Source organism: Sulfitobacter sp. 1A13368 (assembly GCF_043557275.1).
GTDB classification, from domain to species: Bacteria; Pseudomonadota; Alphaproteobacteria; order Rhodobacterales; family Rhodobacteraceae; genus Sulfitobacter; species Sulfitobacter faviae.
The window spans coordinates 249,535-269,358 of record NZ_JBIFFR010000005.1; the positions used below are offsets into that span (position 1 = coordinate 249,535).

Below are 19,824 nucleotides of genomic sequence, written 5' to 3' on the forward strand. Positions count from 1 at the left end.
GGGCGCGCCCCGTTTCGACTTTACTAAGCGGCGATCACCGGGGCGGTGGCATTCGCGGCGGCAATCCCGCCGATGTCGCAGCGCCAAGCGGGCAGGCGGATGACGGCGCGGCTTTGGCCCGCTTCCACATGCACCTCGAAATCCCCACCGTGCATTTCGATCAGTTTGCGGGTCAGCGGCAGGCCAAGGCCGAGCCCGCCCTTCGTGCTCCGATGCTCCATCATGCCGCCGACGACGAAGGGTTTGTAAAGCTCGGCCAGATCGACGTGCTCATCGAATGAGCCGTTGTCGATGATCGAAATCTCGATATTGCCCTCGGCGTCCTTGAACGTCTCCAAGGCGATCTCACTGCCGCCATGCAAGACGGAGTTCAACACAAGTGCCGTCACCGCCAATTCGATCTGGTCGCCGTCGATATGCATTTCCTCAAGCGGAAGACTGTCGCGCAGCGTGATGGTCTTGGCCGTCGCATCCGTGGTGGCGAAGTGCAGGGCGGAGACCGATTGCAGAAGGTCGCTCAGGTTGCATTTCCGCTCATTCAGGCGCAGCTCGCCGGTGCTGACATTGCTGTAGGAAATGATCGTCTCGATCAGGGCGCTCAGATGGTCGACAGACCGGCGGGCCGAGCGGATCAGCAGCGGATTGACCCCCTGTTCGGCCTTGGCCTCCAACATGCGCAGACTGCCGAAAAGAACCGTCAGCGGGGTGCGGAGTTCGTGGCCCACCAGCGTCAGGAAAGTGGCTTCTGCGCTGTTGTCGGCCTTTTGCTCGGACGCGTCCGGCTGGCAGCGTTCAAGGGCCGCGACCACCATGCGGCCCATATCTTCCAACAGGGCGATCTGCTTCTCAGAGGGCGCCTCATGCGGTTGCAGGTCCAGCGCGCACAGGCTGCCGAAGCGGTGGCCCGACGACAGGATCAGCGGCACACCGCAGTAATAGCGCGCCTCGGGGCCGCCCTCGGCGACCATGGGGTGACGCGCGAACCGGGGGTCTCTGCTGAGGTCTGGTACCACCAGCGGCGCGTCCGACATGATTGTATGGCTGCAAAACCCGGTATCTTTCGGCATCGGCCCCAGCGGGTAGCCGACCACGGATTTGTACCATTGGGTATCTGCCTCTACGACGCTGATATGCGCGATCGGACAGTCAAGCAGGCGGCGCGTGGCCTCGCAAATGGTGTCGAACAGAGCTTCGTTCTCGGCGGTGAGGCCGGGCACATCGAAAACGGCGCGCAGACGGGCTTCTTCGTTAAAGGGAATCGGGTAGGTTCTCATGTTCGGCTCCAGTTTACGCATCGTTAACCTGAGTGAAGAATCTGTTAACTTTAGGGCGAGAAACGGGCCGGGCCGCGAAGATACAGGGGCGGCGGCTACACATTGTCGCGAGTGGGGGCGGGGGAAACCGCCAATCCGCGGGGCATGCTTTGCGGTGGACCGCCCGTGCGGGGCAACCTTACATATTCGCAACTTGTATCTTGGCGTCGCACAGCGTTAGCCTAGATGACGCCTATCCGGACTACGCCACGCCAAGGAGTGACCTATGCCCCGTGCCCAGACCCGCGCCGCGACCCGTCCTTCGGTCATTGATGACCTGCCGCTCTGGCTCGCGACGCTGACGCTGATGGTGGCGGCCCTGCTGGCCGGTGCCGCCGCGGCACAGGAGCAGAAGATCATCAAAAGCCACGGTTATTCCTTTTACGGCGATCTGACCTATCCGGCGGATTTCGAGCATTTCGCCTATGTGAACCCGGATGCCCCCAAGGGCGGGGAAATCTCGATCCCCTTCGTCGGCACGCTGGATTCGATGAACCCCTATTCCGGCAAGGGCCGCGCGCATCTGTTCTCGATCTTCGGTTTCGAGAGCCTGTTGGGGGAGGCACCCTCGGGCGAGCCGCTGCCGGCGGATGTCTATGGCGAGAGCTACTGCCTGCTCTGCGAAAGCCTCGAATACCCCGAGGACAAGTCCTGGGTCACCTTCCACATGCGCCCCGAGGCGACGTTCTCGGACGGCACGCCGGTGACGGCGCATGACATCGTGTTTTCGCACAACCTGCTGCTGGACGAGGGATTGAAGTCCTACGCCGACGCGGTGCGCAAGCGCATCCCGAAGGTCGAGGCGCTGGATGATCACACGGTCAAATTCCACTTCGCCGACGGCATCTCGCGCCGCAGCTTGATCGAGACGGTGGGCGGCGTGCCCGCATGGCCGAAACATTGGTTCGAGGAAACCGGCAATACCCTCAAGGACAGCTGGATGGACCCGCCCCCCGGATCCGGCGCCTACATGGTCGAAAGCGTCGATCTGACCAAGCGCATCGTGCTGAAACGCAACCCGGACTACTGGGGTAAGGACCTCCCGATCAACCGCGGCCGCATGAACTTTGACCGCATCCGGTTGGAAATCTTCAGCGACGACACCTCGGCTTTCGAGGCCTTCAAGGCCGGCGAATACACCTTCCGCGCCGAGGGGGACTCCAAGAAGTGGGCCACCGGCTACGACTTCTCCAAGGTGAGCGATGCGGCCATCGTGAAGGCCGAATTGCCTGACGGCTCGCCCCCCACGCCCTCGGGGATCATCTTCAACTTGGGCCGCGAGACGCTGCAGGACCGCCGCGTGCGAGAGGCCGTGGCGCTGATGTTTAATTTCGAGTGGACTAACGAGTCGCTGCAATACGGGCTGTTTAGTCACCGCGCTTCCTTCACGCAGGACACGCCGCTGATGGCGCAGGGCGCGCCCGAGGGGGCGGAGCGGGCGCTATTGGAGAGCCTCGACGATCTGGTGCCAGCCGAATTGCTGTCTGAGCCTGCCGTGGTGCCGCATACCTCCGACCCCAGCCGCCTGTTGGATCGCCGCAACGCGCGGCGGGCGTCCAAGCTGCTGGAAGAGGCAGACTGGACCGTGCAGAACGGGATGCGCGTCAATGAGGCAGGTGAGCCGCTGCGGCTGAATTTCCTGATGAATTCTGCAGGCTCGCCGACGATCTCAGCGGTGATCGAGAATTTCGTGAACAACCTGACCTCCATTGGCATCGACGCCCGGCTCGAGAAGGTCGACAGTTCGCAATACACCGCCCGTGAGCGCGACCGCGACTACGACATGATCTACGACGCCTATGCCGCCTTCCTCGGCACCGGCACCGGTCTGGCACAGCGCTACGGCTCCGAGGCGGCGGAGTTCTCGCTCTTCAACCCGGCAGGCCTCGCCAGCCCGCTGGTGGACGCGATCATCGACGCCTCCTTGAATGCGGAGACAGCCGAGGAAGAAGACGCAGCTCTGATGGCGCTCGACCGCGCGTTGCGGCACGAGTTCTTCATGGTGCCCACGTGGTATAACGACAGCTATTGGGTCGCCTATTACGACCAATACGACCACCCCGAGATCCCGCCCTATGCCTTGGGCTATCTCGATTTCTGGTGGTACGACGAAGAGGCCGCCCAGCAGTTGCGCGCCTCGGGCGCGTTGCGGTAAGGCGACCACATGGGTGCCTATATCCTCAGACGGCTTTTGCTGGTGATCCCGACCTTGTTCGGCATCATGCTGGTCAACTTCGCGCTGGTGCAATTCGTGCCCGGCGGCCCGGTTGAACAGGCCATCGCTCGTATTCAGGGCGGTGGCGACGTCTTTGGCGGCTTTGCCGGGGGCAACAACGATGCCGGGGTCGATACCATGGCCCGCGGGTCCGACAGCACCTATGTCGGCGCACGCGGCTTGCCGCCCGAGTTGATCGAGGAATTGGAGAAGGAATTCGGCTTCGACAAACCCCCGGTGGAGCGGTTCTTTCACATGCTATGGAACTACATGCGGCTCGATTTTGGCGAGAGCTATTTCCGCGCCATCAGCGTGATCGACCTGATCAAGGAAAAGCTGCCGGTCTCGATCACGCTAGGTCTCTGGTCGACGCTGATCGCACACTTGGTCTCGATCCCCTTGGGCATCCGCAAGGCGGTGCGCGACGGGTCGCGGTTCGACACGTGGACCTCGGGCGCGATCATCGCGGCCTATGCGATCCCCGGCTTTCTCTTCGCCATTCTGTTGCTGGTACTCTTTGCCGGCGGCTCCTATTGGCAGATATTCCCGCTGCGCGGCCTGACTTCGGATAATTTCGACAGTCTCAGCCCCTTGGGCAAGGTCGCCGATTACTTCTGGCACATCACCCTGCCGGTGCTGGCCTCGACGATCTCGGCCTTCGCCACGCTGACGCTGCTGACCAAGAACAGCTTTCTGGACGAGATCAAGAAGCAGTATGTCATCACCGCTCGCGCCAAGGGCCTGTCCGAGAGCAAGGTCCTCTACGGCCATGTCTTCCGCAACGCGATGCTGATCGTGATCGCGAGTTTCCCGGCGGTCTTCATCTCGGTCTTCTTTGGCGGGTCGATCATCATCGAGACGATCTTCAGCCTCGACGGGTTGGGGCGCCTCGGTTTCGAGGCCGCGGTGGCGCGGGACTATCCGATCGTCTTCGGCACGCTCTTCATCTTCGGCCTCATTGGCCTCGTGGTCGGCATCCTGTCTGATCTGATGTATGTGCTCGTCGACCCGCGCATCGACTTCGAGAAGAGGGAAGGCTGATGGCGCTGTCTCCGCTGAACCAGCGCCGTTGGCGCAATTTCACCGCGAACCGGCGCGCCTATTGGTCGCTGTGGATCTTCGCGATCCTGTTCGGCATTTCGCTGCTGGCCGAGTTCGTGGCGAACGACAAGCCGATCCTCGTCAGCTACCGCGGCGAATATTACACGCCGATCTTCAACTTCTACCCCGAGACCGCCTTCGGCGGCGATTTCCAGACCGAGGCCGCCTACCGCGATCCCGAGGTGCAATGCCTCATTGCCACCGGCGGGCTGGACCTCTGTTTCGACGATCCGGAGGGTTACATCCTCGACGCCGAGGATGGCGAGATCGAGGGCGAGACAATCGAGATAGGCTGGGCGCTCTGGCCCGTCATTCCCTATTCCTACAACACGGCCGTCGACCGCCCCGGGGCCGCACCCCTTCCGCCCAACGGGCAGAACTGGCTCGGGACCGACGGCACCAAACGCGACGTCATGGCCCGCGTGATCCATGGTTTCCGCTTGTCGGTGGTCTTCACCCTGATCGTGACCGGGGCGGCCTCGCTCATCGGCATCCTCGCGGGCGCGGTGCAGGGGTTCTTCGGCGGCTGGCTCGACCTCATTTTCCAGCGCATCATCGAGATCTGGTCTTCGACCCCGTCGCTCTACGTCATCATCATCATGTTCGCCATTCTGGGCCGAAGTTTCTGGCTTCTGGTCGTGCTGCTGGTACTGTTCTCATGGACTGCATTGGTGGGCGTGGTGCGGGCCGAGTTCCTGCGCGCACGTAACCTCGAATATGTCCGCGCGGCCCGGGCGCTCGGCGTCGGCAACGGCACCATCATGCTGCGCCACATGCTGCCCAACGCGATGGTGGCTACGCTGACCATGCTGCCCTTCATCATCACCGGCACGATCTCCACGCTGGCGACGCTCGACTTCCTGGGCTTCGGCCTGCCGTCCTCGGCCCCCTCGCTGGGTGAGTTGACGCTGCAGGCCAAGCAGAACCTTCAGGCGCCGTGGCTCGCCTTCTCGGCCTTCTTCACCTTTGCCATCATGCTGTCGTTGCTGGTCTTCATCTTCGAAGGCATCCGCGACGCGTTCGACCCTAGAAAGACCTTCTCGTGACCGCGCTTTTGGACGTCAAAGACCTGCAAGTCTCCTTCCGGCAGGACGGTCAGCTGATCCCGGCGGTGCGCGGGGTGAGCTTTGCCGTGAACCGGGGCGAGACCGTGGCGCTGGTAGGCGAGAGCGGCTCGGGCAAGTCGGTCTCGGCGCTGTCGACCGTGTCGCTGTTGGGCGAGAGTGCGGAGGTGAGCGGATCGGTCACCTACAACGGCCAGCAGATGATCGGCGCCGACGACAAGCTGTTGCGCGACGTGCGCGGCAACGACATCTCCTTCATTTTCCAAGAGCCGATGACCTCGCTCAACCCGCTGCACACGATCGAGAAGCAGCTGGCGGAATCGCTGGCGTTGCATCAGGGGCTGCAAGGGGCCGAGGCGCGGGCGCGGGTGCTGGAACTGCTCCAGCAGGTCGGCATCAACGACGCGGAAAGCCGCATGGGCGCCTATCCGCACCAGCTTTCGGGCGGACAGCGGCAGCGCGTGATGATCGCCATGGCACTGGCCAACAAGCCCGACATCCTGATCGCGGACGAGCCGACGACGGCGCTCGACGTGACCATTCAGGCCCAAATCCTCGACCTGTTGAAGGATCTGAAAGACGAGATGGGCATGGGGCTGTTGTTCATCACCCATGACCTCGGCATCGTGCGGCGCATCGCCGACCGGGTTTTCGTGATGCAGAAGGGGCTGGTGGTCGAGGAAGGCCCGACGGCGGAGATTTTCGACAACCCGCAGCACCCCTACACGCGCAAACTGCTCGGCGCCGAGCCCACTGGTGCGCCCGCGCCCGTGGCCGAAGATGCGCCCGAAGTGCTGCGCACCAACAACCTCAAGGTCTGGTTCCCGATCCAGAAGGGCCTGCTGCGCCGCACCGTGGGCTATGTGAAGGCCGTCAACGACACCAGCCTGTCGATCCGCGCGGGCGAGACCCTGGGCATCGTCGGTGAAAGCGGCTCGGGCAAGACCACGGCGGCGCTGGCGATCATGCGGCTCATCGGCTCCGAAGGGGAGGTGACCTTTCGCGGAGAGGACCTGCGCAAATGGTCCACCAAGAAGCTGCGCCGGCTGCGCGCCGACATGCAGATCGTCTTTCAGGACCCCTTCGGCTCGCTCAGCCCGCGGATGACCTGTTTTCAGATCATCAGTGAGGGGCTGGCGATCCACAAGATCGACAAGGGGCGGGACAAGCGCGAATTGGTGGCCGAGGTGATGGCCGAGGTCGGGCTCGATCCCGCCACGATGGACCGCTACCCGCATGAGTTTTCCGGCGGTCAACGCCAGCGCATCGCTATCGCCCGCGCCATGGTGCTGCGCCCGAAACTGCTGGTTCTGGACGAGCCGACCTCGGCACTGGACATGACCGTGCAGGTGCAGATCGTTGATCTTCTGCGGGATTTGCAGGCGAAATACGGGCTGGCCTATCTCTTCATCAGTCACGATCTGAAGGTGGTGCGGGCGATGTCGCACAAAGTGATGGTGATGAAACGCGGTGACGTGGTGGAATATGGGGACGTCGACGCGCTTTATGACAATCCGCAGACGGAATACACGCGGAACCTGTTGCAGGCGGCAGGGTAAGCGGGCGTTGCATTTGCGGAGAGGGTAGGGGGGCGCTGCCCCATCGCGCCGGGGGCGCGATTCCCCCGCGGTATTTTTAAAAGGATGAAGTTGGTTTGGGCGGGGCTTTGGCCGCCCGGTGGTGGTTTAGCCTTCGCTGGGGCCGATCATGAAGCAGCTGACGTTGCGCGCGGCCAGACGGCGGCAGGCGAGGTCGGCGCTTTCGCGGGACATGCCGAGGAAGTTCGCGTCAAAGCCTTGTGGGCGGCGCACGACTTTGCGCAGCGTGCCATCGAGGGTCGACATTTCGGCCAGGGCGGTTTTCAGCAGGACCTTCTCGGCGGCGTAGCGGCTGGGGAAACGGCCCACGTTCACGCCCCAGTGGCGCCCGCCGGAGGTGGAGACGCGGGTCACGATCTCTTGCTCTACCGCCTGTTGTACCGCCAGCGTCACGTCCTTGGGGCGCGGTTCGGGGCGGGGAGAGGCTTTGGCGGCGGCGATGACGACCTCGGCCTCATTGGCCTCTGGGGTGGGCGCGGCGGCGGGCGGGGTTGGTGCCGTCTCAACCGCTTCGCGCAGCGCTGCTGTGATATCGCTGTTGGAGACCACGCTGGTTGCCTCGGGCGCGGCGGCGGTGGCCACGACCACGACGTCGCTGCGGGGGCGCAGTTGCGGGCGTTTGGAGGTGGTGACGGCGCCGACGAGGCGGATCGTTTTGCCTGCGGCGCCGGGGGCGGTTTCCACATCGGCGTAGACGGGCGGGACCGGTTTGCGCAGCGGCGCGGAGGAGGGCGCGCGGCGGAAGCCGAGGTCCATAAGCTCGGCCACTTTGGCGTTGCGCGAGGCGGTGGATTTGCCGCCGAAGACGGTCACGATGATGCGCTCATTGCCCCGTTCGGCCGAGGCGGTGAGGTTGAAGCCGGCGGCGCGGGTGTAGCCGGTCTTGATGCCGTCCGCCCCTTTGTAGGACCCCAGAAACCGGCGGTTTGTATGGGAGACCTTGCGCACGCCTGCGTCGGCGGTGATGCGCGAGAAGAGGTTGTAGTATTGCGGGTAATCATAGAGCAGGTGGCGGCCCATGCGGGTCATGTCGCGGGCGGTGGAGAGGTGGCCGCTCTCGGTCAGCCCGTGCATGTTTTTGAACGTGGTGCGCGTCATGCCAAGCTGTTTGGCAGTGCGGTTCATCCGGCGGGCGAAGGCGGCCTCAGAACCACCGATGGCCTCGCCGATCGCGGTGGCGGCGTCATTGGCGGATTTTACGGCGGCGGCGCGGATGAGATAGCGTAGGGCGATCTTTTGGCCCGGGCGCATGCCCAATTTGCTGGGCGGCTCGGAGGCCGCGTTTTTCGAGATCGTCACTTGGGTATCGAGAGAGATTTCCCCCCGTTCGACCGCTTGGAAGGCGATGTAGAGGGTCATCATCTTGGTCAGGGAAGCCGGGTGCAGGCGGGTATCGGCATTCTCGGCGTGGATTTCTTTGCCGGTGCGAGCGTCGATGACATAGGCGGCGTAGGGGGCAGCGATCGCGCTGAGGGGCAGGAGAACCAGAACCCAGAGTGCTGCGAATAGAAATAGCCCGTAACGGGCCGGCTGAATGCGCCGAGCCTTCATATTTGCCTGCCTTTTACTGCCTCAGGCCGCCGATTTCTGGCTGACCATTTATTAATTGGTTCAAGGCTAGCATAGGACGCCGCATCGCGGAAGCCGTCGAATCCAGTGAATAGGGGAAAAAGGGGCGGATCTCTCCTCCAATATGTAGAGGCTTGCACACATCAACCCACTATAAGCGCGAATAAGGCAAGAATTGGTCATAAATTGGCCTGCAGTGCGGCATTTGCGGCGATGTGTCAGGGCGACTCAGGCGCGGGGGCGAGTCACCCTGACACGATCTTTTCGATCGTTTCTGGGAGGCCTGAGAGGTCGCTGATCTCGGCGAAACGGGGGGAATTGGTTGGCGCTTCGGCATGTTCCATTGCCCATGTGAGGTTGTGAGGCACATAGACGCCCCAGCCGCCTGCCGCGATCATCGGGCGCACGTCGGAGGCCATCGAGTTGCCAACCATCAGCCCCCGTTCGGCACCTTGGCCATGCTGCTCAAAAATGTGGCGATAGGCGGTTTCGGTCTTGTGAGAGACGATTTCGACCGCGTCGAACCTGTCGCGCAGGCCCGATTGGGCCAGTTTTCGCTCTTGGTCCAACAGGTCGCCTTTGGTCACCACGATGAGCCGGTAGTTGCCGCGCAGGTTTTCCAGCACGTCCTCGACATGGGGCAGCAATTCGATGGGATGGTCCAGCATCTCGCGCCCGGCGGCAAGCAGATCGCTGATCACCTCGGCGGGGACCTTGCCCTCTGTCACCTCGATCGCGGTCTCGATCATCGACAGGGTGAAGCCTTTGATTCCATAGCCGTAATGCGGCAGATTGCGCCGTTCGGCCTCCAGCAGCCGGGCCATCAGGTGGTCGCGTTCACTATGTTCGGCGAGAAGGGCTGCAAAACGGTCGTGAGAGAGTGCAAAGTAGCGTTCATTATGCCACAATGTGTCATCCGCATCGAAACCGATAGTGGTGAGTGCCCCGCCCATATGTGCTGCCTCTTTCCTAAATTGGTTCAGGGGTTATATAGACGGCTGCACGACGAACAAGCTCTACCCCCAGCCGCAGGAGCAGCAATGCACCGTGACGACGTGAAAGCAGATTGGACGATCCAGCCCGCAGGCCGGTCCGCGCCGGGCGCGTGGATGATGGCCGACGGCCCCAAGGATGACGACGACAGCGAGTTGCTGACCAAGACCCGCCCCAAGACCAAACGCCCGCCGCTCTACAAGGTGATGTTGCTGAACGACGATTTCACCCCGATGGAATTCGTGGTGCATGTCTTGGAACGTTTCTTTGGCCTGAACCACGCGCAGGCGTTCGAGATCATGTTGACGGTTCACAAGAAGGGGCTGGCCGTGGTTGGCGTCTTTAGCCACGAGATCGCGGAGACGAAAGTCGCGCAGGTGATGGATTTCGCCCGGCGTCACCAGCATCCGCTGCAATGCACCATGGAAAAAGAAGAATAACACGTGATTGATCCGCGACTGGAACTGGCCCTGAACGGCGGTGGGCTAGACCTGCCCGAAACTGGGGTGATCGCTGTTTTTCAGCCCCCTGTGGATGCGGATTTGGCCGGTCTTCCGCCCGAGCGTTGCAAGATCATTCACGACTTCAAACCTGCCTATGACGCATGGACGGCGCGGGGCTATCAGGCGGCGCATTCGATCGAGGGGCGCTATGCTGCGGCCATCGTCTGTCTGCCGCGCGCCAAACATGAGGCCCGCGCTTTGGTCGCTCAAGCTTGTGCTGTGAGCGATGGGCCGGTGGTGGTCGATGGGCAAAAGACCGATGGCGCGGATTCCATCCTGCGCGAGATGCGGGCGCGGGTGACGGTGCAGGGGCCGATCTCCAAGGCGCATGGCAAGCTTTACTGGATCGACGCGGGCGCGAGCGATTTTTTCACCGATTGGGAGGCTGGCCCGGCCCAGACCGAAGGCGGCTTTTGGACCGCGCCGGGGGTGTTCTCTGCCGATGGGGTCGATCTGGCCTCGGCGCTTTTGGTGGATGTGCTGCCCGATAACCTCGGGGCCGAAGTGGCCGATCTGGGGGCGGGCTGGGGGTTCCTTTCAGCGCATGTTCTGACGCGGCCCAAGGTGAAGACGGTGCATTTGGTCGAGGCCGGGCATATGGCGTTGGAATGTGCGCGCCATAACGTGACCGATGACCGCGCCGTGTTCCATTGGGAGGATGCCACCGAATGGCAGCCGCCGCACCGGATGGATACCGTGGTGATGAACCCGCCTTTCCACACAGGCCGCGCTGCCGAGCCGCAGATCGGTCAGGCCTTTGTCGCCGCGGCCGCGCGGATCCTTTCGGGGCAGGGCGATCTGTGGATGGTGGCCAACCGGCATCTGCCCTATGAGGCGGAACTGAAGAAACGCTTTGCTCAGGTGGCCGAGCTTGGAGGCGATGCGCGGTTCAAACTGTTCCACGCCACACGCCCGCTGACCCGGCGCCGCTGAGCCTTAAGGGGGTATCCCGATGTCATTCTCGATCTCTGGTAAAACAGCCATCATCACCGGCGCGGCGGACGGGATCGGCCTTGCTATCGCGCGGCATCTGGCCGACCGGGGCGCCAATGTGATGTGCGCCGATTCCAACGAGAAAAAGCTGATGGAAGAGTTGGGCGACACGCCGGACGACGGCAATATCCGCGTCTTTGCCGGTGATCTGCGCCAGCGGCTGACCATCGCCAACCTCGTCTCGGCCACGATCGACGCCTATGATCAGGTCGATATCCTCGTGAATGCCTCGCGGCAGGTGATGCCGACCGATCCGCTGGATGTGGAGGATGGCTCGGTCGAGACACTAATGCAGCAGAACCTGATGACGGCGCTGCAACTGTCACAGCAGGTGGCGCGGCGGATGATCAAACAGGCCGAGAGCCAGACCGAGGGGCAGGTGGGGTCGATCATCAACCTCAGTTCTATCGCGGCACAGCGCCACCAGCCGGATATGATGGGCTATGCCATCGCCTCGGCGGCGGTGCAGCAGATGACCCGCTCTCTAGCGCTGGTGTTGGCGCCGCGTCGGATACGGGTGAATGCGATCTCTTTCGGTTCGGTGATGAGCGCGTCCCTCCGCGCTGCCGTGGCCGAAAACCGCGATTGGCGCGACGACATCCGCGCGCATACGCCGCTTGGCCGGATCGCCGGGCCGAATGAGCTTTGCGAGGCGGTGCAATTCCTCGCCGCTGAAAGTTCGGGCTTCATGACGGGTGAGATCATGACCATCGACGGCGGGCGCACCCTGCTCGATGTGGTCTCGGCCCCCGCGCATTAAAGCGGAGGCAGCAGTTTTCTGCGGCAAAAGTGAAATCATCCAGATTTCGCCCTTGACCCCAATGCCAAGCTGCCTTATCCGACGCGCCACGGCGTTATAGCTCAGTTGGTTAGAGCGAACGACTCATAATCGTTAGGTCCCTGGTTCAAATCCAGGTAACGCCACCATCCCCCCCCCCCTTTGTTTCAGATGAACATCCGGCGTCAGCGCTGCTGCGTGCGCGCCGCGCTTGGGTTGCGCATGGGGCTGGAAGGGATAGAAGATAGCCCATGCCCCGCGCGGGTTTGAGCAGATGAAAGCAGCCTTATGACCACGGAAAACTTCGTTCACGAGATCAATGTCACTTGGGGCGATTGTGACCCGGCGCAGATCGCCTATACCGCGCGGCTGCCCTATTTCGCGCTGGACGCGATCAACGCATGGTGGGAGGCGCATTTCGACGGTGATGGCTGGTTTCAGCTTCAGATCGACCGCAATATCGGCACGCCTTTCGTCAACCTGTCGATGGATTTCCGCAGCCCGGTCACCCCGCGGCACAAGCTGATGTGCGAAACCTACCCAACACGGCTCGGCAATAAATCCATCACCTTCGGCATGAAGGCGCGGCAGAATGGGGTGCTGTGTTTCGAAGGGTCTTTCACCTGCGTCTTTACCATCGCGGATGTGTTCAAAAGCCAATCTGCGCCCGAAGAACTGGCTCGTGTGATCAAACCTTTGGTCCGCGCCGACCTTGCCTGAGGCAATTGCGCCGCGAGCAGTTGAAGTTCTCCCGATTGCAGCGTCTTATCGCGCTGCACATCGAGGGAGACGAAGATGACGATCAGGACTGCGGTAATCGGATTGGGGATCATGGGGCGGCGCATGGCCGAGAACATGGTGCTGCACCCTGACTTCACGGTCACCACCATGTGGGATCCCGACCCCGCGGCCTGCGCCGCCGCGCAAGAGGTCGCGCCGGAGGCGGTTGTCTCCGCCACGGCGTCCGAGGCGATGGCCGATGTCGATCTCGTTTACCTTGCCTGCCCACCCGTGCCGCGCAAAGCCTATGCGCTTGAGGCCGCAGCGGCGGGCAAGGCGATCTTCCTCGAAAAGCCGCTAGGCGTGGACATCGCCGAGAGCCGCGCCTTGGTGGCCGCGTTGCAGGCCGCAGGCGTTCCGGCGGCGGTGAATTTCACACAAGCGGCGGGGGCGGCGCTGACCGATCTGACGCGGTCGATCCGTGAGGGCGCGCTCGGTGATCTTTGCGGCATCGACATCATCGTGACCTATCCGGCTTGGCCCCGCGCGTGGCAGGTCGATGCCGATTGGCTGCGCTTTGCCGCTGAGGGGGGCATGACGCGCGAGGTGATCTCGCATTTCCTGTTCCTGAGCGAGCGGGTGTTGGGGCCGCTGACCCTGCAGTGGGCCCATGCGGAATACCCCGATGACAAGCTCTGCGAGACCCATGTGGCAGCGCGCTTGGTCAATGCCGAGGGCTTACCGGTTTCGATCCTCGGCTCTGTCGGCGGCGCGCAGCCGGACCGGCAGGAGGTGACGGTGAAAGGCGCGAAGGCCAGCCGCCGCATCTCGGAATTTTCCATCGATACCGTCTCGACCGGTGAGGATTTCGCGCCGACCAGCGACGCCCTCGCCGACACCCGCGCCACCAGCCTCAAGGCGCAGCTTGACGACATGGCGCTGCTGATGGCGGGCAAGGCCAGCCGTCTGGCCACGCCAGAGGAAGCGCTGCGGGTGCAAGAACTGATCGAAGGCATCTTGGCCAACCGGGGGGTGCAGTCATGACCGCCACGCTGCAATCTTCGCCCGAGACCTGCCATTGGGGCTATTTCGAGGCCAGCCGCCCGCCCGCGCTGACCATCCAAAGCGGGGAAGAGGTGATCATCAACACCGTCTCAGGCGCGCCCAATTGCCTGCCGCCCGAGGGCTTCCACGTCCCGCCCGAACTCTACGACATCCACAAAGCAGGCCCGCCGCCGATGCCGGGCCATATCCTGACCGGGCCGGTCGCCGTCGAAGGCGCGATGCCCGGCGATGTGCTGAAGGTCGAAATCCTTGATGTCGCGCTGCGGCAGGACTGGGGGTATAACTTCATCCGCCCCTTGGCAGGCACGCTGCCGCAGGATTTCCCCGAGACCTATCACAGCAATATCCCGCTGGATGCAGAGCGGGGCGTCGCCCGGCTGCCTTGGGGGCTGGAGCTGCCCTTGGCCCCGTTCTTTGGCGTGATGGCCGTGGCGCCGCCGCCCGAATGGGGCCGGATCGCCACCATTGAGCCGCGCAAACATGGGGGCAATCTTGACAACAAGGAACTGGGGGCGGGCAGCACGCTTTACCTGCCGGTCTTCAACGAAGGGGCGCTGTTTTCCTGCGGGGATGGGCATGGCGCGCAGGGCGATGGCGAAGTCTGCGTCACGGCGATTGAGACCGCGCTACAGGGGCGTTTCCGTCTGACCGTGTTGAAGGACCGCGCGCTTAGCTATCCGCAGGCCGAAACGCCGAGCCATGTGATTACCATGGGCATGGCCCCCGACCTCGACCGCTGTGCTGAGATGGCCCTGCGCGAAATGATCGCATTGGTCTCTGCACGCGCGGGGATCAGCCGCGAGGATGCCTATGTGCTCTGTTCGCTGGCGGGGGATCTGCGCATCACCCAGACGGTGAACCGTGAAAAGGGCGTGCATATGATGATGGCGAAAGAGTTGATCGGCGTTTAACTGCGCCGCCGCGCCAAGAAAAAGGGCCGCATCGCTGCGGCCCTTTCGCGTGTCTAGCTAGCGGCAGATCACTCTTCCGCCCAAGCCATCCGCGCCGGGTGGTATTCGAACCCGATGTGATGCGCGGCACCCACCAGCCCCTCGCGGGTGTGGTTGTAAAGCGAACGCCAGTAAGGCTGGATCGTGACGCCATCGTCTTGCAGCATCTTCTCACCCTTCGCCATGATCTCGCGCCGTGCTTCGACATCCGCCGTGGCCAGCGCCTCAGAGAGCAAGGCGTCGAATTCGGGGTTGGCATAGCCGAACTCGTTCCACGCCTCGCCCGAGCGGTAGGCCAGCGCCCAGATTTGCACGCCCAGAGGCCGCGCGTTCCAGTTGGTGGAGGAGAAGGGATATTTCACCCAGTCGTTCCAGAAGGTGGAGCCGGGCAGGATGGTGCGTTTGACCTTGATGCCTGCGTCGCGCAGTTGGGCTGCCACGGCATCGGTGGTGTCTTTGCGCCATGCATCGTCGATCGAGAAGAGCTCATGCTCGTAATCCGCCATGCCCGCCTCTTCCATCAGCGCGCGGGCGGCTTCGGGGTCGGTCTTGGGCGGCTCGACTTCAGCGTATTCGGGATGCATCGGGCCGACATGGTGGTTCTCGGCAACGATCCCGCGCCCGGCATAGCCCAGTTCCAGCAGCACGGCATTGTCGACCGCGAGTTGCAGCGCGTTGCGCACGCGCTTGTCCTCATAGGGTTTCATGCCATCGACTTCGGCCAATTGGTTGGGGCGGATCACGATGGTCGCCGCCGTGGCGATCTCATTCTCGACCCAGCCGTCAAGCGTGCTCATCACGTCGATATATTCGCCTTCCATGGAGTAGAAAGCGTCGACCTCTTCGGCCTCGGCCGCGGCGATCCATGCGGAAGGATCAGTGCCGTAGTCGATATATTCCAAACGATCGATATAGGGCCCGCCAAAGACTTCAGTGCCCCACCATGTGTGATCGGGGTTCTTCACCAGCACGCTTTTCACGCCAACTTCGAGCGACTCGGGCAGGTAGGGGCCGGTGCCTTTCGGGTTTTCCAGCATCGTGTCGGGGTCGAACCCTTCGGGCGTGATGGCGGCGGGGTAGTCGGCCATGCCGGGGATCAGCGTGATGTCGGATTTGGGCAGCGTGAGCTTGACGGTGTGGTCATCCACCACCTCGATTGCGCCCTCGATGGCCTTGCCGGTTTCCTCATCCACCAGCGTGGCGAAACGGCCCGCCATGGAGTTGCCTTCGAGCGACTTGTCGCACCAGCCTTCGATGTTGCGCGCCACGTCCTGCGCGGTGAAGGCGGTGCCGTCGTTCCATGTCACGCCCTTGCGGACGTTCAGCGTGTATTCGGTGGCGTCGTCGTTAATCTCCCAACTTTCCAGCAGGCCGGGGGTGAAGGTGCCGTCATTCTCCCAGATGGCGAGGTATTCCAGCCAGCCGCGGCTGAAATTGGCGATCTGCGACCAGTCATAGGTGCGCGGGTCTTTCAGGGCACGCACCTCCATCTGCATCCGCACGGTGCCGCCTTCCTTGAGGTTGGCATGGGCCGCCGCACGCGCGGGTGCGGCCATGCCGAGCATCCCGTAGGCTGTGGCGGACGTGGCCCCGAAGGCGCTCGCAATCGCCAGAAACTCGCGTCTGCTGACGGGGTCTTTCTTGGCGTTCTCGGCTGATGTCAGCACGGATTGCGGCAGCGGTTTTCCGGTGCGTGTCAAAAATTCCATGATTTTCCTCTCTGTTGGTGCGTTGGGCGGGCCATCGCGGGTCCCCACTTTTCACGGTGGGGCAGGTGATGCAGTTGACCTGCTTTTGTCGCCTCTTGAGGTGGGCGCGGGGTGTTTAGTCTGCCGATCAGGCGCGTTGCGTCAAGCCTGTCGCGGGAAGTTGAGCAGCAAGCTAGCGCAGGAAAGCGGCCCGGCAAGCGCGGGCATGGCGGAAAAGTGCTGTAAGACTGGCGGGTTAGGCCAGATCGCGCGCGGCTTTGAAAAGCGCCGCAAGCCGCGCCGGGTCGCCGAGTTCATTGGCCAGCATCAGAACCAATCGGGCGTTGAGGGCGTGGCTTTCCGCCTCGGTCAGCCCTTCGTGGGCGGCCATGAGGGCGGCATAGACGCTGTCGCCCTCGGCGCCGAGGTTGTCTTCGAGGATCATGCGGTGGCTCCTTTCGCACGGTCAATGGCGCGGGCAATCGCGGCGCTGTCGGGCCGGTCGAAGACGGCGCAGACATGTCCATCGGGGCGCAGCAGATAGAGGAACCCGCTTCCATAGCGCCGCTGCGCGTGGCCGTCCTTGCCTTGGAAGCAGGGGTAAGCATCATGGGTTTGATCGATACCGATCCGGGCAAGGCCGGGGAGGGCGGGGGCGGTGATCTCGCCTGCGGCGAGGAGGGTGAACTGGCCCTGAACCGCGCCCAACAGCCAGCAATCCCCCGCAGGCCCGACCAATGGCGCGTCGATCAATGCGCTGCCGGGGCGCAGGGGCGCGTCGCCTGCGGTTTGTAGCGGGCTATGGGCCAGCGTGCAGGGCTGCGACAACCGGCCTGAGTTAATCAGTTTGCGCGCGAAAGGGTGCTTTGCTGCAAGGGTCAGTACTTCGTTGCGAAACAGGGTCTTGATAGGGGATTTCGGCGTCATGAAATTGGTCGCACGGGCGGAGTTGCGCATGTTCTCATCCGCGCCATGGCCGCGTTCGAAGTCATAGCTCTCAATCAGGCTTGGCGGCGCTTCGCCCTGCACCACAGCTGCCAGTTTCCAGCCAAGGTTGTCGACATCCTGCACCCCGCCATTGCCCCCCCGCGCCCCGAAGGGGCTGACCACATGGGCGCTGTCGCCGACAAAGATGACGCGGTCATGCACGAACCTCTCCAGTCGTGCGCAGCGGAACTTATAGACGCTCATCCAATCCAGCCGGAACGGCGCATCGCCCAGCATCTGTTTCAGGCGGGGGACGACCTTCTCTTCGGTCGCCTCGGCCTTCGGGTCGGTCTCTGGCCCCAGTTGCAAGTCGATGCGGTAGATGTTGTCGGGCTGTTTGTGCAGCAGCGCGGACTGGCCGTTGTGAAAGGGCGGGGCGAACCAGAACCACCGCTCGGGCGTGTCATGGTCGCCGAAGGGGGAGGTCTCCATCTCCACATCGGCGATGAGGAAATGTTCGTCAAAGGTTTGCCCCTCGAAGGGCAGGTTCATCCGTTTGCGCGTGGCCGAGCCTGCGCCATCGCAGGCGATGTACCAGTCGGTCTCAAGCCGGTAGGGGCCATCCGGCGTCTCGACCGTCAGTTCAACATGGTCGGCGTGGCCCTTGTGATCGGTGACCTTGTTGAGAAAACGCAGGTCGATCAGATCGGGGAACTCCTGCGCGCGTTCAATGAGATACTCTTCGACGTAATATTGCTGAAGGTTCACGAAGGCCGGGTATTTATGCCCCGGCTCAGGCAGCAGGTCGAAGTTATAGACTTCCTGTTCCCCGTGAAACTGGCGGCCCACTTTCCATGTCACGCCCTTTTCCAACATGCGCTCGCCGATGCCGAGCCTGTCGAAAATCTCCAGCGTCCGTTTCGCCCAGCAGATCGCGCGCGAGCCGAGGGAGACGACGTTGTTGTCATCCAACACGACCGATCTGACCCCGCGCAGGGCCAAGTCCACGGCCATCGACAGGCCGATAGGGCCAGCACCTACGATCACCACCGGATGCCGCGGCTCGGGCGCGGTCAGGCCGGGTGGGGGGCTGTAGGGGAAGGGGGTGTAGGCATAGGCCATGGCGGTATCCTCAGAGAAAGGCGCGCAAGAGCAGCAGGGCCAGCAAGGCCAGTGTCACCAGCGCCACCCGGCGGCGCGCACCGCGGTATTCGGGCGCCCGCAGCATCTTTGACCAAACCTGCGCCGTGTCGCGCAGCCCGGCGTAGGGCTGCCCGCTTCGGCGTGCCGCATGGCGGCGGTGCTCCATCACTAGCGCGAAGACCAGATAGAACCAGAGCGCCAGCGCCAAGACGATCAGGGCGGGAAGAAGCGCGGGCAGGGACATCAGTCCGACAGCGCCTCCCACATCTCTTTGTCGCGCGCCGCCGTCCAGATGCGCGGCGTGTCGATGTCCAGCGCCTCGTCATAGGCGCGGGCGACGTTAAAGGGCAGGCAGTGCTCATAGATCGCATAGTCGCCGAACTTGGGGTCGCATTCGGCGCGCACGGCGTCCCATGCCTCTTTCAAGGTGCCGCCACGCAGGGCCACGCGGGCCGCCGGGCGGTAGGTGGAGCGGACGAAGTCGGCGGTGCTGTCAATCGCGGCATTGACCATCTCGCGCCCCACCAGCGCGTCGCCCCGGCCCGGCGCGATGGCGTCGAGGTCGAAGGCGCGGATGCGTTCCAGCGTGGCGGGCCAGTCGTGGAAATGCCCATCGCCGCAGTAGCAGGCGGAATGGTATTCCACGATATCGCCGGTGAACATGACGTTCTGGTCCGGCACATAGATCACCGCGTCGCCCGCCGTATGGGCGCGACCCAACTGCATGATGTCGACCCGGCGCTTGCCGAGATAGACGCTCATCCGCCCGTTGAAGGTGGTGGTGGGCCACGTCAGCCCGGGGATGCTCTCATGGCCTTCGAAGAGACGGGGGAAACGCTCGAATTCACTGTCCCAATCCTCTTGCCCGCGTTCGGCGACCATGGCGCGGGCCTTCTCGGACATGATGATCTGCGGCGCACCGAAGGCAGAGGCCCCGAGCACGCGCACGGCGTGGTAATGGGTCAGCACCAGATGGCTGATCGGCTTGTCGGTGACCGAGCGGACGCATTCGATGACCTTATTCGCCAGTCGCGGTGTCGCCTGCGCTTCGATGATCATCACGCTGTCGTCGCCGATGATCACGCCGGAGTTCGGATCACCCTCGGCGGTGAAGGCGTAGAGCCCCTCGCCCACCTGGGTAAAGGAGATTTCCTTTTCGGTCATGTCGCCTTGTGATGCGAATTGCTTGGCCATGTGTTGTCCT

The 19,824-nt window shown here is 63.1% G+C and carries 18 protein-coding genes and 1 tRNA gene; 11 read left to right on the top strand and 8 right to left on the bottom strand.

All coding sequences use genetic code 11. The annotated features are described in order from the left end of the window. Positions 1-23 precede the first annotated feature (23 nt). On the bottom strand, positions 24-1,274 hold the full coding sequence (locus ACGYK4_RS12405) for a GAF domain-containing protein (protein ID WP_394429413.1): 1,251 nt from the start codon (positions 1,272-1,274) through the stop codon (positions 24-26). A 265-nt stretch (positions 1,275-1,539) separates the two neighbouring features. On the opposite strand from ACGYK4_RS12405, the gene ACGYK4_RS12410 reads away from it, so the two are divergent. Genes ACGYK4_RS12410 through ACGYK4_RS12425 form a run of 4 tightly spaced genes read left to right on the top strand, consistent with a single transcriptional unit; the run spans position 1,540 to position 7,252 of the window. Further along, complete coding sequence (locus ACGYK4_RS12410; RefSeq protein ID WP_394456785.1) at positions 1,540-3,468, top strand: extracellular solute-binding protein; 1,929 nt, start codon at positions 1,540-1,542, stop codon at positions 3,466-3,468. 9 nt (positions 3,469-3,477) lie between these two features. Further along, on the top strand, positions 3,478-4,569 hold the full coding sequence (locus ACGYK4_RS12415; RefSeq protein ID WP_067268603.1) for a microcin C ABC transporter permease YejB: 1,092 nt from the start codon (positions 3,478-3,480) through the stop codon (positions 4,567-4,569). After that, the gene (locus tag ACGYK4_RS12420; protein ID WP_394456787.1) at positions 4,569-5,675 is read left to right on the top strand and encodes an ABC transporter permease; all 1,107 of its coding nucleotides are present in this window, start codon (positions 4,569-4,571) and stop codon (positions 5,673-5,675) included. Before ACGYK4_RS12415 ends, ACGYK4_RS12420 begins: the two co-directional genes overlap by 1 nt. After that, positions 5,672-7,252, top strand: coding sequence for an ABC transporter ATP-binding protein (locus tag ACGYK4_RS12425; protein WP_394456789.1), 1,581 nt, complete (start codon positions 5,672-5,674; stop codon positions 7,250-7,252). The genes ACGYK4_RS12420 and ACGYK4_RS12425 overlap by 4 nt, the downstream gene beginning before the upstream one ends. 126 nt (positions 7,253-7,378) lie before the next feature. Here the strand turns inward: ACGYK4_RS12425 and ACGYK4_RS12430 are convergent, their stop codons facing one another. After that, a complete protein-coding gene (locus ACGYK4_RS12430; protein ID WP_271692424.1) occupies positions 7,379-8,842 on the bottom strand; it encodes a D-alanyl-D-alanine carboxypeptidase family protein in 1,464 nt (487 codons plus the stop codon). Positions 8,843-9,105: 263 nt separating this feature from the next. Further along, positions 9,106-9,813: an HAD family hydrolase gene (locus ACGYK4_RS12435; RefSeq protein WP_394429403.1), complete on the bottom strand. Its 708-nt coding sequence runs from the start codon at positions 9,811-9,813 to the stop codon at positions 9,106-9,108. Positions 9,814-9,969: 156 nt separating this feature from the next. On the opposite strand from ACGYK4_RS12435, the gene clpS reads away from it, so the two are divergent. From clpS to ACGYK4_RS12470, 7 genes are all read left to right on the top strand, one after another. Next, positions 9,970-10,293 carry an ATP-dependent Clp protease adapter ClpS gene (gene clpS, locus ACGYK4_RS12440; RefSeq protein ID WP_067268646.1) on the top strand — a complete coding sequence of 108 codons (324 nt, stop codon included), beginning with the start codon at positions 9,970-9,972 and terminating at the stop codon, positions 10,291-10,293. 3 nt (positions 10,294-10,296) lie between these two features. Then, positions 10,297-11,289, top strand: coding sequence for a class I SAM-dependent methyltransferase (locus tag ACGYK4_RS12445; RefSeq protein WP_394429401.1), 993 nt, complete (start codon positions 10,297-10,299; stop codon positions 11,287-11,289). A 19-nt stretch (positions 11,290-11,308) separates the two neighbouring features. Beyond that, positions 11,309-12,109: an SDR family NAD(P)-dependent oxidoreductase gene (locus ACGYK4_RS12450; protein ID WP_394429399.1), complete on the top strand. Its 801-nt coding sequence runs from the start codon at positions 11,309-11,311 to the stop codon at positions 12,107-12,109. Between the two features lie 90 nt (positions 12,110-12,199). Beyond that, a tRNA-Met gene (locus ACGYK4_RS12455) sits at positions 12,200-12,276 on the top strand. A 139-nt stretch (positions 12,277-12,415) separates the two neighbouring features. Beyond that, complete coding sequence (locus tag ACGYK4_RS12460; protein ID WP_067268618.1) at positions 12,416-12,847, top strand: thioesterase family protein; 432 nt, start codon at positions 12,416-12,418, stop codon at positions 12,845-12,847. A 75-nt stretch (positions 12,848-12,922) separates the two neighbouring features. Further along, a complete protein-coding gene (locus tag ACGYK4_RS12465) occupies positions 12,923-13,891 on the top strand; it encodes a Gfo/Idh/MocA family protein (RefSeq protein WP_394429397.1) in 969 nt (322 codons plus the stop codon). Continuing rightward, positions 13,888-14,823 (top strand): acetamidase/formamidase family protein, encoded by a 936-nt coding sequence (locus tag ACGYK4_RS12470; protein WP_394429395.1) that lies wholly within the window; start codon positions 13,888-13,890, stop codon positions 14,821-14,823. The genes ACGYK4_RS12465 and ACGYK4_RS12470 overlap by 4 nt, the downstream gene beginning before the upstream one ends. Positions 14,824-14,891: 68 nt before the next feature. Here the strand turns inward: ACGYK4_RS12470 and ACGYK4_RS12475 are convergent, their stop codons facing one another. The 5 genes from ACGYK4_RS12475 to ACGYK4_RS12495 form a co-directional block, all read right to left on the bottom strand. Then, the gene (locus ACGYK4_RS12475) at positions 14,892-16,571 is read right to left on the bottom strand and encodes an ABC transporter substrate-binding protein (RefSeq protein WP_394429393.1); all 1,680 of its coding nucleotides are present in this window, start codon (positions 16,569-16,571) and stop codon (positions 14,892-14,894) included. A gap of 235 nt (positions 16,572-16,806) precedes the next feature. Next, positions 16,807-16,995 carry a DUF2783 domain-containing protein gene (locus tag ACGYK4_RS12480; RefSeq protein WP_322328893.1) on the bottom strand — a complete coding sequence of 63 codons (189 nt, stop codon included), beginning with the start codon at positions 16,993-16,995 and terminating at the stop codon, positions 16,807-16,809. Continuing rightward, complete coding sequence (locus ACGYK4_RS12485) at positions 16,992-18,599, bottom strand: FAD-dependent oxidoreductase (RefSeq protein WP_394456792.1); 1,608 nt, start codon at positions 18,597-18,599, stop codon at positions 16,992-16,994. Before ACGYK4_RS12485 ends, ACGYK4_RS12480 begins: the two co-directional genes overlap by 4 nt. A 10-nt stretch (positions 18,600-18,609) precedes the next feature. Beyond that, positions 18,610-18,864, bottom strand: coding sequence for a hypothetical protein (locus ACGYK4_RS12490; RefSeq protein WP_394456794.1), 255 nt, complete (start codon positions 18,862-18,864; stop codon positions 18,610-18,612). Continuing rightward, on the bottom strand, positions 18,864-19,814 hold the full coding sequence (locus ACGYK4_RS12495; protein ID WP_394456796.1) for an MBL fold metallo-hydrolase: 951 nt from the start codon (positions 19,812-19,814) through the stop codon (positions 18,864-18,866). The genes ACGYK4_RS12490 and ACGYK4_RS12495 overlap by 1 nt, the downstream gene beginning before the upstream one ends. Positions 19,815-19,824: the final 10 nt, after the last annotated feature.